At 67.5% G+C, this 12,831-nt stretch carries 11 protein-coding genes; 8 read left to right on the top strand and 3 right to left on the bottom strand.

The features are described 5' to 3' along the window. The first annotated feature begins 37 nt into the window (after nt 1-37). Entirely contained in the window at nt 38-274 is a 237-nt protein-coding gene (locus ACODRV_RS04130; protein ID WP_141628066.1) for a DUF1674 domain-containing protein, read from the top strand. 143 nt (nt 275-417) lie between these two features. Continuing rightward, nucleotides 418-1,284: a hypothetical protein gene (locus tag ACODRV_RS04125; protein ID WP_488907515.1), complete on the top strand. Its 867-nt coding sequence runs from the start codon at nt 418-420 to the stop codon at nt 1,282-1,284. On the opposite strand, the gene pyrF is transcribed toward ACODRV_RS04125, so the two are convergent. Then, complete coding sequence (gene pyrF / locus ACODRV_RS04120) at nt 1,281-2,003, bottom strand: orotidine-5'-phosphate decarboxylase (RefSeq protein ID WP_488907754.1); 723 nt, start codon at nt 2,001-2,003, stop codon at nt 1,281-1,283. The genes ACODRV_RS04125 and pyrF overlap by 4 nt on opposite strands. A 98-nt stretch (nt 2,004-2,101) precedes the next feature. Here pyrF and ACODRV_RS04115 point away from each other — a divergent pair, with 98 nt between their 5' ends. Together ACODRV_RS04115 and ACODRV_RS04110 are read left to right on the top strand one after the other, a co-directional pair. Further along, entirely contained in the window at nt 2,102-2,800 is a 699-nt protein-coding gene (locus ACODRV_RS04115; RefSeq protein WP_141628063.1) for a MarC family protein, read from the top strand. A 39-nt stretch (nt 2,801-2,839) separates the two neighbouring features. Further along, nucleotides 2,840-3,508: a TMEM175 family protein gene (locus ACODRV_RS04110; RefSeq protein WP_488907514.1), complete on the top strand. Its 669-nt coding sequence runs from the start codon at nt 2,840-2,842 to the stop codon at nt 3,506-3,508. Here ACODRV_RS04110 and ACODRV_RS04105 read toward each other — a convergent pair. Further along, on the bottom strand, nt 3,505-4,605 hold the full coding sequence (locus tag ACODRV_RS04105) for a phytase (protein WP_488907513.1): 1,101 nt from the start codon (nt 4,603-4,605) through the stop codon (nt 3,505-3,507). The genes ACODRV_RS04110 and ACODRV_RS04105 overlap by 4 nt on opposite strands. Nucleotides 4,606-4,832: 227 nt before the next feature. Between ACODRV_RS04105 and ACODRV_RS04100 the strand changes: the two genes are divergently transcribed. The 4 genes from ACODRV_RS04100 (at nt 4,833) to lpdA (ending at nt 11,905) form a co-directional block, all read left to right on the top strand. Next, complete coding sequence (locus ACODRV_RS04100; protein ID WP_488907512.1) at nt 4,833-7,661, top strand: TonB-dependent receptor; 2,829 nt, start codon at nt 4,833-4,835, stop codon at nt 7,659-7,661. Nucleotides 7,662-7,951: 290 nt separating this feature from the next. Further along, nucleotides 7,952-9,820 carry an ATP-binding protein gene (locus tag ACODRV_RS04095; RefSeq protein WP_488907511.1) on the top strand — a complete coding sequence of 623 codons (1,869 nt, stop codon included), beginning with the start codon at nt 7,952-7,954 and terminating at the stop codon, nt 9,818-9,820. Nucleotides 9,821-9,905: 85 nt separating this feature from the next. After that, a complete protein-coding gene (locus ACODRV_RS04090) occupies nt 9,906-10,376 on the top strand; it encodes a hypothetical protein (protein ID WP_488907510.1) in 471 nt (156 codons plus the stop codon). A 107-nt stretch (nt 10,377-10,483) separates the two neighbouring features. Continuing rightward, on the top strand, nt 10,484-11,905 hold the full coding sequence (gene lpdA, locus ACODRV_RS04085) for a dihydrolipoyl dehydrogenase (RefSeq protein ID WP_488907509.1): 1,422 nt from the start codon (nt 10,484-10,486) through the stop codon (nt 11,903-11,905). Here the strand turns inward: lpdA and ACODRV_RS04080 are convergent, their stop codons facing one another. Continuing rightward, on the bottom strand, nt 11,906-12,742 hold the full coding sequence (locus ACODRV_RS04080) for a retropepsin-like aspartic protease (RefSeq protein WP_488907508.1): 837 nt from the start codon (nt 12,740-12,742) through the stop codon (nt 11,906-11,908). It lies immediately after the preceding gene. Nucleotides 12,743-12,831: the final 89 nt, after the last annotated feature.

Below are 12,831 nucleotides of genomic sequence, written 5' to 3'. Positions count from 1 at the left end.
TGCGAATTGCAACGCATTGGCTCAAGGCGAGAACGCTGTGACCGATCATCCCACCCCCGAGACCGAATCCGCCCCCGTCTTCAACGAAGATGTCCCGCACGCCACGCCTGAGCGGCCCTTGAGCGAGGCCGCGCGCCGCGCCCTGCTGGAGGCGGCGGATCGTCGCGCCGCATCGGAAGCGACGGAATTGGCGACCGAGCATGGCGGTCCGCGCGGGCCCGAGCCGACCCGTTTCGGCGATTGGGAGAAGAAGGGCATCGCGGTCGACTTCTGACGGCGAAGGCTGACCCGATGCGGGCAGGGTTAATTTGCACCCTGTCGGGCGAATGCGCGGCCGAAGGCTCCCCCTGACGGTGCAAGGTCGGGCGGCCCCTGTCCTGTGCGCGCCATAACGGCTCCTGAAACGGAGTCCGTGACATGCGTATGCTTACCGCCGCGGCCGGAGCCGCCCTGTTGATCCTCGCCGCTTCGCCCGCCTTCGCCGGTGATCGTCGAGGCGGCGGCGGACATCAGCCCCAGCCGCCGACGCCCTGCTGTCATGGCGGCGGAGGCGGCGGTCATCGTCCGCCCGCGCATGGCGGCGGCAATACGAACATCAATGTGAACGTCAATGCTTCGGCGCAGGCCTATGCCTCGGCCGGGGCTTCGGCGCGCGGTTATCTGAACGCCCGGACCTATGACGTCGGCGGCGCCCGGGGCGGCTATGCCGGTGGCGGAACCTTCTATGTCGGTGGCGGCTATGGCGGAGACGCAGGCGGCTACTACTCCGGCGGCCCGGCGATCTATGATGAGCGCGTGCTTTCGCGCCCGGCCTGCCCCTCGGCGCCGTTCGGCTATGTGGTCACCGGCATGGGCCGGGACGACTATCGCCCGTCGCGCTGCGGCTACCGCTATGACGACGCTGGCTACGACCGCGACCGGGGCGGCCGCTATGGGTACAGCGAGCGCCACGATCGCTATGAGAGCCGAGAGGAAGCCCGCTACGAGGTCCGCGAGAGCTACAGCGAGTACGAGGCGTACGAGGGCGGCTATGTCCGAGAGGACGCCCGCCGGTATGAGGCCCGTGACGATTACAATCGCCGCGACGACGACCGGTACGAGCGTCGCGATTGCGGCTGTGATCGCGACCGTCCCGCCGCGCCCTATCCGCCCGCCTACCTGCCTGAACCGCAGCGCTACGACCCGCCGGCCCGGATCGAGCCGCGCATCGAGCGTCCGGCCCAGCCGCAACGCCGTCGCCTGCCGCGTCAGGAATACCGTCAGGAGCCCGGCGAGCGGGGTTAGGCCCCGATCGCGACACCGTCGATCGATTCGACGATGGCCGAGGCCGCCAGAAGCGGATTCCCGGCTCCGACGACCGGACGGGCGACGACCAGATGGGTCGCGCCGGCTTCCAGCGCCGCGCGCGGGGTGGCGACGCGCTGCTGGTCGCCCTTGTCCGCGCCTTCAGGGCGAACGCCGGGGGTGACGATCAGGAAGTCGGGACGACCGGCCTCAAGCGCGATCTCGCGCACACGGGCAGCCTCCAGCGGGCTGGAGACCACGCCGTCCACGCCGCAGTCCAGCGCCTGCCGCACCCGCCGCTCGACGAGCTGGGCTGCGGTGTGGCCGTAGCCGATGTCGGTCAGATCGCCGTCCGACAGGCTGGTCATCACCGTCACCGCCAGAAGCTTGGTGCCCGATCCGGCGGCGTCGCGGCCCTTGACCGCACCGGTCATCACCTGCGGCTCGGCGTGGACCGTCAGCAGATCGCATCCGCCCTCGGCCACCGCGCGGGCCGCGCCTTCGACCTGGGCGCCGATATCGTGCAGTTTCCAGTCCTGAAACACCATCTTGCCAGCCGCCCTGAGCTCGTGAGCGAAGACGACACCGCCGGGACGGGCCAGCAGGGTGAGGCCGATCTTGTAGGAGGTCACCGTCGCGCCCAGCCGCTCGACCATGGCGCGGGCGGCGTCCAGCGAGGGCAGGTCCAGGCCGACGATCAGGCGCGGGTCGGTGAGCACGGGCGTCATTCGTCGATCTCCTTGCCCGCCGGGGGTGGACGCGCGCGGGCGGCTCAGCCCAAATGGGCGGCTTGGTGAATTAGGGGCGAGGGCAGGTCATGGACGCGGTCGAACTGGGGGTCAACCTGTTCGTGACGCTGTTCGCGTTGCTGGATCCGGTGGGGAACCTGCCGATCTTCGCGGCGGCGACGGCGGGCGCGACCCTGCGCCAACGCATTTCGGTTTCGGCCCTGATCTGCGCCTTCGCCGCGGCCTTCCTGGCCTTCTTCCTGTTCACGGGTCTGGGGCTGCTGCAGTTCTTCGGCATCTCGCTGGCCGCCTTCCGGATCGCGGGCGGCATCCTGTTGCTTTTGCTGGGCCTCGACATGGCGCGGGAGGACTTTCTGGCGACTTTCGCCGACAAGGACGCGGCCAATGATCTGAAGGATGTGCGCGGCTATGCCCGTCGGCGGTTCCAGCGGCTTGTCGTGCCCTTCGCAATTCCGCTGATGATCGGGCCGGGCGCCATCTCGGCCATCATTATTCAGGCGGGTGAGGCGCAAAAGATCGGCCCGACGGGGACGGCGGCGGCGCTGGTGGCCATCGCGGCGGCCTGCATCGTCTCCTTCGTCAGCTTCGCCCTGACCGGCCCCATCAGCCGTGTACTGGGCGATGTGGGTCTGGCCATCGTGGTGCGTGTGCTGGGCCTGATCCTGTGCGCGCTGGCGATCCAATTCATCCTGATGGGGCTGGGCGAGGCTATTCCGGGCATGATCAGCTCCGGGGTGACGACGCCCTATCCAAGCGGCGGCCACTAGACCAGAACGGGGGAGGGGGCGGTGGACGGATCGGCGGGGGTGAGATCGTTCCGGACGCCGGAAATCCAGCGGCTCGACGCCTTCGTCGACGCCGCCTTCGCCTTCGCCGTGTCCCTGCTGATCATCGCGGGGGCGGAGCCGCTCCAGTCGTTCGCCGACCTCGCGCGGGCTTTGGCGCGAATTCCGGCCTTCGCCTGCGGTTTCGCCCTGATCGCCTTGTTCTGGCTGGCCCACCGGACATGGTCGCGGCTGACGCCGGTGCGCACCGGCTGGACCACCTTCCTCAGTCTGGCGGTGGTGTTCGCGGTTCTGGTCTTCGTCTTCCCGCTGCGCCTGCTCACCGAGACGGCGACCCATTACATTTCGGGCGGACTTCTGCCGGGCGGACGGCTGATGTCGGGCCTGACTGACCTGCGGTGGACCTATGTGATCTATGGCGCAGGCTTCGCCATCCTGTCGGGGCTTAACGCGGCCCTGTTCGCGCACGCCGCCTGCGCCTTGCGGGACGGCGATCCGGCGGCGCGTCGCGCCGGCCTGCAATGGGCGGGCACCTGGACCATCGCCACGGCGACGGGGCTGATTTCAGCCCTGATCGCGGCGACGCCGCTCCTGCGCCTCGCGCCATGGCTGCCGGGGGTGATCTACAATCTGATCCCGCTGGGCGTGGCGGTGATCACCCTGCGCAAGCGCCGGGCGGTCGCTGCCTAGAGACCCAACGCCGTCCGGATCTCGCGCCAGTCGACGTATTTGAAGTTCTGGGTCCCGACGTCGTTCACGTCGTCCTGAATGACGACCACGCCTTCCGGGAAGCGGTCACTGACCCGCCCGCCGAGCGCGTCCAGACCGTCGGTGCCGGTGATCCCGTCAACGCCGTTTCCGTCCGTGACCACGAAGCGGCCCTTGTACTCGGGCGCCGCGCCGTCGATGCGCCAGACCGGGAAGGTGGAGTCGCCCTGACTGGAGCCGATCAGATAGCGCGCGGCTCCATCCGCCAGAATGGTCAGGCCCTCCGCGTCGGCGACCAGAACGCCGGGCGCGATGGCCTGGACCAGGGTTCGGGCCGCGCCCGAGGCCGGGTCCAGTCCGTAGCGCCAGACGCCGACGTTTTCCTCGGCGATGTAGAGGGCGTCGGTGGCCTCGTCGGCGGCGCAGCCTTCCGAGATCGAGCCGACCTCCGCGCGGCGCACCAGACGGGCCGAGGGTTGGCCATCGCTGCCGACGGTCAGGACGAACTGGCGCAGCTCCCCCTCATGACCCACCAGAATGGCATGAACCTCGGCGCCGCGGCGGGCGAAGCAGAATCCGTAGGGCTCGACCACATCGGTGGCGATGTTTCCCCACAGGCGCACGCCGTTGTCGCCGGTTCCGGCGGGGTCGAAGGCGTAAAGCGCGATGCCGGTCTTGCCCGGCGTGCGGTCGCTGGCGCCCAGAAGCACCTGCGGACGGCCGCCGAGGCTCAGGCCCTCGACCACGTCGACATTGTTCAGCAGACCCTCCGGCAGGAACTGAAGTATCGCGCCGTCGAGACCGTAGATATAGAGACCGGCTTTCTTGTCGGTTCCGGCGACCCAGCCGCCGACCCGGGCGCCCTTCACATTGACCGGCGTGGCCGAGGCCCAGACGGCCGGATCATCGGCGGCGTCCTCGCCTGCGGTGCCGACTGACGGTGTTTCCAGCACGGCATGAACGGGAGCGCCGGCCCCGACGACGCCCGCGCCTTCGCCCTGGTAGTCGACCTCGTGGATGGCGCAGGCCGCCAGCAGGGCCGTGGCGACGACGGCGGTAAGCAGGGTCCGGACAGTCATCGCGCCCTCCAAGGCATCTGAACGCGCGCGCCAGACCACGCCTGCCGGGAAACCGTCAAGCAACGCACCATGACGGTCCGGAGGCACATTCGTGACGAACCTTCCGTGGGGCGATCAATCGTCATAACGGCGTTCAAAATTCGAGAGGTCAGCGTCTTCGTTCCGTCGCTTTGCCGTTGTCGCCCGGCGCTATGCGCGGCTCCCAAGCCCACGGCGAAACGCCGGGGATGGGGATCATCGAAATGAAGCTGCACCTGCTCATGAGCGCGAGCGTCCTGACGTTCGCCGCCGCCAACCCGGCTATGGCCGCCAGCGACGACGCCGCCATGGTGGCCGCCGCCCCGACCGTCTACGGTCGCGTCATCAACGCTGAAGGCGCGCCGCTGGCCGGAGCCGAGGTCATCGTGCGCGGTTCGGGAAGCCGCGTGGTTTCGGACGCCAACGGCCAGTTCATCCTGACCGTGCCGGAAGGCCAGACCACCTTCGACGTGCGCTACATCGGCCTGCCGACCGTCGCCCAGACGATCACGGCCACGGGCGGTGAAGCGGTCAGCCTGTCGATCACCCTGGGCGTCGCCGACGCGGCCAACCTGGAAGACATCGTCGTCACCGGCGTGATCACCGACGGCGTCGCCCGCTCGCTGAACCAGCAGCGTAACGCTGACGGCACCATCAACGTCCTGTCGGCCGACGCCATCGGTCGCTACCCGGACCCGAACGTCGCCGAATCGCTGCAGCGCGTAGCCGGTATCGCCATCCAGCGCGACCAGGGCGAGGGCCGTTACATCAACGTCCGCGGGGCCCCGTCGGCCTTCACCGCCGTGTCGGTGGACGGCGTGACCGTCCCCGCCGTCGATCCGGGCACCCGCGCCGTCGATCTGGACACCCTGCCCAGCGACATCGTCTCCAACATCGAGGTCTCCAAGACCCTGCTGCCGAGCCAGGAAGCCGACTCGATCGCCGGCGCCGTCAACATCCGCACCCGGTCGCCTTTCGACCGTCGTCGTCTGGTCGTGAACGGTTACGCCGGCGGCAGCTATAACGACTACGGCGGTTCGGACACCCGCGCCGGCGCGACCGTATCGAACGTGTTCGGCCCGAACGGGACTTTCGGCGCCCTGCTGTCGTTGAGCTATTCGGAAACCAACCGCCGTCCCGAGAACATCGAGAACGCCTGGGTCATCGAGGAGCAGGGCGGCGCTGACGTCTTCGTGCTCGAGGAGACCCTGTTCAAGCAGTACGAAACCCAGCGCACGCGTCAGGCCCTGACGACCGCCCTGGAATGGCGCCCAACCGACCAGACCCGTCTGTTCGTCCGGGGTTCGTACGCTGACTTCGAGGATGACGAGTACCGGAACACCCTGATCCTCGCCTATGCCGACGGCACGCTACAGGCCGGCGCGACGGACACGACCGCGACCTACACCGGTGCGCGTATTTACCGGGGCCTGCGTCACCGGACCCAGAACAACGAAATCTACACCGTGGTCGCCGGCGCCGAGCATACGTTCGACAACGGCATGACCTGGGACGCCGATCTCGCCTGGGCCAACAGCGAACAGACCTATCCGCACCGTGACGAGCTGGTCTACCGCTCGAGCTCGACCACGCTGAGCTACGACACGACCAACCACTACGCCCCGACCTATTTCTATGCGCCGGGCAACCCGATCTTTGGCGATACCGCCACCGGTTTCTTCGCCAACCCGGCGAGCTTCTCGTTCCGTGAGAACAGCTTCCGTTCAAATACGACCCAGCAGGAAGACGTCGCCTTCCGCACGAACCTGGAACTCCCGAGCCAGTTCGGCGGTCTCGATGTGAATTGGAAGTTCGGCCTGAAATTCAGCACCCGCGACGTCTCCGCGGATGAAGAGCGTCAACGCAACCGCGACGCTTCGGCCAACCCGGGCACGCTGGCCTCGCTTTGGGGGACCGAGCAGGGCCGGAACTTCGGTTACCATCTGGGCACCCAGTTTGATAACAGCCTGGTCGACGCCTATCTGGCCGCCGCCCGCGCCGCCTCGCCGCGCCGGATGCCTGACTCGGTGGTCGCGGATTATGAGGCCCAGGAAGACATCATCGCCGGTTACGGCCAGGCCCGCTTCGACATCGGCTCGACCAACATCATCGTCGGCCTGCGGGTTGAGCAGACCAATTTCGACGGCTCGGCCCCGACCGTGATCGAAGGCGCCCTGTCGACCGCTGCGGTCAGCCGTGACGACACCGAGTTCTTCCCGAACCTGACCGTCCGCCACGCCTTCAACGACAACCTGATCGGCCGTTTCGCCCTGACACGCTCGATCTCGCGTCCGGAGTTCAGCCAGATCGTTCCGCGTCGTATCGAGGAAACGGACGGCACCAACATCTCCTACGAGATCGGCAACCCGGACCTGCAGCCCACCCTGTCGAACAACATCGACGTCGGTCTGGAGTACTATTTCGCCTCGCTGGGCGTCGTGTCGGCCAACGCCTTCTACAAAGACCTGACGGACTACCGTTACATTCTGAAGTATGAGGACACCGTCACCATCGGCGGCTCGACCTTCGACGCCGACTTCGAGACGCCGATCAACGCGCCTGACGGTCACCTGATGGGTCTGGAACTGAACTGGCAGCAGAAGTTCGGCTTCCTGCCGGGCTGGATGTCGGGCTTCGGCGTGTTCGCGAACTTCACGGTCACGGACGCCGAGATCAAGACGGCCCAGAGCTACGGCGGTCGCGACACCTTCGCCCTGCCGGGTCAGTCAGAGACCAACTACAACGCCGCGCTCTTCTACGAGATGGACGGCTTCTCGGCCCGTCTGTCGTACACCAAGCGCAGCGACTATCTGGAAGAGATCAACGCCGATACGGCTGACCTCGACCTGTGGGTCGAAGGTCGCGAGCAACTGGACTTCACCGCCAGCTATGACTTCGGCAACGGTATCGAGCTGTTCGGTGAAGCGAAGAACCTGACAGACTCGGCGGGCATCAAATATTACGGCTCGCGTGAGCGGACCTATGAGTACGAGAAGTTCGGCTACAACGTCTTCGTCGGCGTTCGCTTCAAGCTTTAAGGGCGCCAACGTTTGCGGCGCGGCCGCTCTCTTTCTGAGCGCGGTTTAGCTGCCCTCGCTCAGGTGGCGAGGCTCCGCGAGCCGAGCATAGCGACAGAAGATGAGGGGCCGGACGGCGACGTCCGGCCCCTTTTCTTGCCTGCACACAACAAGGTTAACCGACCGGGGTGGACCGTCGGATCATCCCCCGCTAGGTCGCCTTGGGGGCGAAAGGCGGCCGTTGCGGTTCGCCGTTTGCAAGGTGTCTCCCGAACCGGCGCAGAGGCGCCAGAACGGGACAGTCAGGTCGAATGTTTCTCGAAGGCCAGATCAATTGGATGTGGGTGCTGGGCGCTGTTGCGGTGGTCGGCTGGCTCGTCGGGCTGATCGCTCTGGGGTTCGCCTTCAAGAAGCGGGGTCAGCATGTCGACGCCTCGGGCCAGCTGGATCTGGTCCAGCGCGTGGCGGAGGATTCCCAGAAGCGGCTGTTCGAGACCCTGAACGCCATACCCGTCGCTCTGGTCGAGACCGACAAGCAGGGTAAATTTGTCTTCGCCAACCGCGCCGCGCACCAGCTGCTCGGGCGTCGCGACGCAGAACTGATCGGCCTTCGCTTCCACTCGGCGACATGGGGAATCACCTTCCCGGACGGGCGTCCGGTGCCGCCGGACCTCCTGCCCAGCGCTCGCGCCCTGCGGGGCCAGACGGTCAAGGGCTTCCACCACATGATGTCCAACCCCGCGACCCGTCGGAAGATGCTGGTCTCGGTGACCGCCATGCCGATCGAGAATGACCTGGGCCAGATCACCGGCTCCACCGCAGCCATTGTCGAGACCGAAGGGCTGCAGACGCCGGAAGTCCTCGTGCCGGAAACGGTGGTGATTGAAAGCGATCTGACCCGCCGGGTCTTTGACGCCGCCTCCAGCGCGCTCGTGGTGGTCGCCGCCAACGGTGTTGTGCGCGAGGCCAACCGCACCGCCCTGCTGGTGCTGGGCCGGGATGTCGCCGAAGGCGATTTCGCGGACCTGTTCCTGGCGGAGGACGAGCGCGTGGAAGGTCGTCAGGCCCTGCGCGCGGCTCTGTCGGCCCCCTCCGGTGAGGCGGACGCCTTCACGTCCCGAAATGGGGCGCCGGAGGGTATTCGCTGGTCGATGCTGCCGCTGACGGATGCGAACGGTCAGGTCGACGCCCTGCTGCTGGCCGGCGAACGCGCCGAGCCGGTGGTCGAGGACGTTCCGGTCGAGCCGTCTGTCGAGGCGCCGGTCGAGACCATCGTCTTCAGCCCGCTGCCCGAGACGATCATCGAGAGCGAGCCGAGCGCGCCCGCGATCTACGAGGAAGAAGTCCAGACCCTGCGCGAGCAAGCCGAGGCCGCTCGCTTGCAGGCCGAGGAAGCCCTGACCGCCGCGGCGGTCGCGCGCGAGGAGGCCGAGGCCGCCCGCGCCATCGCGCGCAAGGCCAGGGAGGACGCCGAGGCCGAGCTTCAGGGCGGACGCCGCATGGAGAGCGTCGGCCGTCTGACCGGCGGTCTGGCGCATGATTTCAACGCCCTACTGGGCGTCATGACCGGTGCGCTCGACATGATGCTGCGTCAGGCGGATGACCCCGCCCGCGTGCGTCGTCTGGGACAGGCCGCACTGGCCGCCGGGCAGCGCGGTGAGCAACTGACCCGTCGCCTGACCGCCTTCTCCCAAGGCGACGACGCGCCGGTGTTCCAGACCTTGGACGCCGGAGTTCTGCTGCGCGGAATGGAGACCCGACTTCGCGCCATGGCTGGGCCGGATATTGATCTGATGATCGAGGGGCCGTCGGGAGATGCGCCCGCCCGGCTGGATCCGGTCGCCTTCGAAGGCGCGGTGCGCGCGCTGACCCAGAACGCGGTCGAGGCGGTGGGCGCCAAGGGCTCGGTCGCGGTGCGTCTGGAGGCCCTGCTTGAAGGCGGTCTTCGTCTGAGTGTCCGGGACACCGGACCGGGCATGGATCGCGATCTGGCGGCCCGCGCGGTCGAGCCGTTCTTCACCACGCGTGAGGGGGCGGCGGGGCTGGGCCTGTCACAGGCCTATGCTTTCGCGCGCCAGTCGGGCGGCGTCCTGTCCATCGACGACGTGCCGGACGGCGGCGCCGAGGTGTCCATCACCCTGCCTCAACCGGTGCGCCAGCCCGAACGCCAGAGCGCCTGACCCGAAGCGCGGCCACGTCTGGCCCGTCTATCGACGTTCTGTGAGTGAGGTGTAGGGTGGTTAACGCCCCCTACGGAGACCGGTCATGAAGGTTCTGCGCTTCCTCGTCGCCCTTGCGATCCTCGGCTATGTCGGCTGGCTGGCCTGGCCGTTCCTGTCGCCGCTGGTCAGCGGCGGCGCGCCGGACGTCGGCGCCATGCGGGCAGAGGCGGAAGCCGCGACCGGGGGCAACCTGTTCGGCGTGATCCCGGCCTGGGCGCTGTGGGCGGGCGCGGTGGTTCTCTATCTCATCGCGGCCCTGATGCTGGGGGCGGGGAACGCCCGGGCTTCCATCGCCTATTTCCTGGGTTTCATCGCCGACGCGGTCCTGCGACTGGCCATGGACCGGAACGGTGGCTCCGCCGACATCGCCGCCCGTTCGGCGCCGTCCGCGGGCGGCCTGCCGTTCGATCCGCTGTGGTTGATCCTCGGCGGATTGCTGGTGCTCGGCGTTCTGGTGATCGTGGTCGCCCGCCGCCAGCGCAAGCACCGCATTCCGGGGCAGCTGTCCTTCTGATCCGGACGGATCATCACCATATGCCTGTGGATGGTTGACCCCCGCGGTCTTGCCGTTAGGTTCCGCGCGCCTTCCCCGCGCCCAGACAGAGCATCAGAGAGACCCCCATGGCCGAAGCCGCTTCCCCCAGCACCGCGTATGACGTCGTCATCATCGGGGGCGGGCCGGGCGGCTACAACGCCGCGATCCGCGCGGGTCAGTTGGGTCTGAAGGTGGCCTGTGTCGAGATGCGCGACACCCTCGGCGGCACCTGCCTGAATGTCGGCTGCATGCCGTCGAAGGCCCTGCTGCATGCTTCGGAACTGTTCGAAGTCGCGACCAAGGAGTTCTCGACCCTCGGCATCGAGGTGGGCGAGGCCAAGGTCAACCTGCCGCAAATGATGAAGCAGAAGGCCGACAGTGTCGGCGCCCTGACCAAGGGCATCGAGTTCCTGTTCAAGAAAAACAAGGCCGACTGGATCAAGGGAAAGGGAAAGATCACCGGCCCCGGCGCGGTTGAAGTCACCGCCGCCGACGGAACCGTGACCCGGCTGACCGCCAAGGACATCGTCATCGCCACCGGTTCGGAGCCGACCCCGCTGCCGGGCGTCGACTTCGTCGAAGGCAAGGTCATCGACTCGACCGGCGCCCTGTCGCTGCGGGCCGTGCCGAAGCACCTGATCGTGGTCGGAGCGGGCGTGATCGGCCTCGAGCTCGGCTCGGTCTGGCGTCGTCTGGGCGCCCAGGTCACCGTGGTCGAGTTCCTGGACAAAGTCGGCGCAGGCATGGACGCCGAGGTCGCCACCGCCTTCCAGCGCGGCCTGACCAAGCAGGGCATGACCTTCAGGATGGGCACCAAGGTCACCGCCGCGAAGACGGGCAAGGACGGCGTCGAGCTGACGCTGGAGCCTGCCGCCGGCGGCGCCGCCGAAACCCTGAAGGGCGACGTGGTTCTCGTCGCCATCGGCCGCCGGCCCTACACGGCTGGTCTGGGTCTGGAGACGGTCGGCATCGAGACCGACAAGCGCGGCTTCCTGGCCAACGATCATCTGAAGACGGGCAAGGCCGGCGTCTGGGTGATCGGCGACGTCACGACCGGCCCGATGCTGGCGCACAAGGCGGAAGAAGAAGCCGTCGCCGTCATTGAATACATCGCCGGCAAGGCGGGTCACGTCGACTACGATCTGGTCCCCAGCGTCATCTACACCGGCCCGGAAGTGGCCTGGGTCGGCAAGACCGAGGAGCAGCTGAAGGCGGCGGGCGTCGCATTCAAGAAGGGCAAATTCCCCTTCACCGCCAACAGCCGGGCCAAGATCAATCACGAGACCGAAGGCTTCGCCAAGGTTCTGGCTGACGCCGCGACCGACAAGATTCTGGGTGTCCACATCTATGGCCCGCAGGCCGGCGAACTGATCGGTGAAGCCTGTGTGGCCATGGCCTTCGGCGGCGCGGCGGAAGACATCGCCCGCATCTGTCATGCGCACCCGACCCGTTCGGAAGCCGTCAAACAGGCGGCCATGGGCGTCGACAACTGGACCATGCAGGCCTGATCAGGCCCCGAGTTCGTCCTCGATAGTCCGCGTCGTCTGACGGCGAAGGCCCTCGAAGGCGATGGTGTTGCCGGGGAAGTCGAGTGTGACTCGCCGGAACCGACCCAGAAGGTCCGCCCCCACCAGCAGGGCGGGCCGGTCGGCCAGTTCCAGCGTCCGGAAGCAATGCAGGTCGGCGAACAGCAGGGGCGTCTGGCCGAGTCTTGACCAGCCCAGACGAATATCTTCCACACGTGCGATATCGGCCGGCAGACTCTGGCCGGTGACGCCATAGAGCAGGATCTGGCGATACGGGCGGGGGACGTTCGCGCGCCGTGTCGTGATGGCCTGCCGCAGGGCCTCATTCCCGATGGAGTACTGGGCGCCGCTATCGATAAAGGCGGCGGTCTCCACGCCGTCGACCAGAGTCCGGGTCAGAAGCAGTTGCCCGAAGCGACCGCGGACGGAACGCACGCCGTTTCTCTGGAGCCTCGTGCCGGTGTTCATATCGGCGCCGCCCATCAGTATGCGGGCGCCTCGCCCGTTCAGGGTGGCCGAGCGGCGGTCCACATTGAAGCCCAGTCGGTAGCGTCCCAGAACGTCCAGTCCCAGCAGACCATCGGCCCCCAATTGGTCTGCCGGCAAGATCGGGCAGCGCAGATCGCGGAAGCCCAGACCGCTCAGAAAAATCCGGTTCACGTGGACGCTGTCGGTCCGGGTCGCGGCGGTGATCCCGTGAACGGTCACCGGCTCCATCACCGGTAGACGCAGTCGCCCGGCAAGGGTGTCGGCGATCGACGTCCGGCCTGCGCCCGTGTCGATGACGAAGGTGAAGGGTCCGTGATCATTGATGGTCACGGACGCAGCCACGCGAGTGAACAGATTGGCCAGAAGCGGGATTGCGGCCGGTTCGTCCGGCGCCTGCGCGGGGGCGCCAGAGGACCTGC

The organism is Brevundimonas sp. FG8, assembly GCF_057808845.1.
Note: the sequence above shows the minus strand (reverse complement) of the source record. Positions and strands in the feature narration are given on the sequence as shown.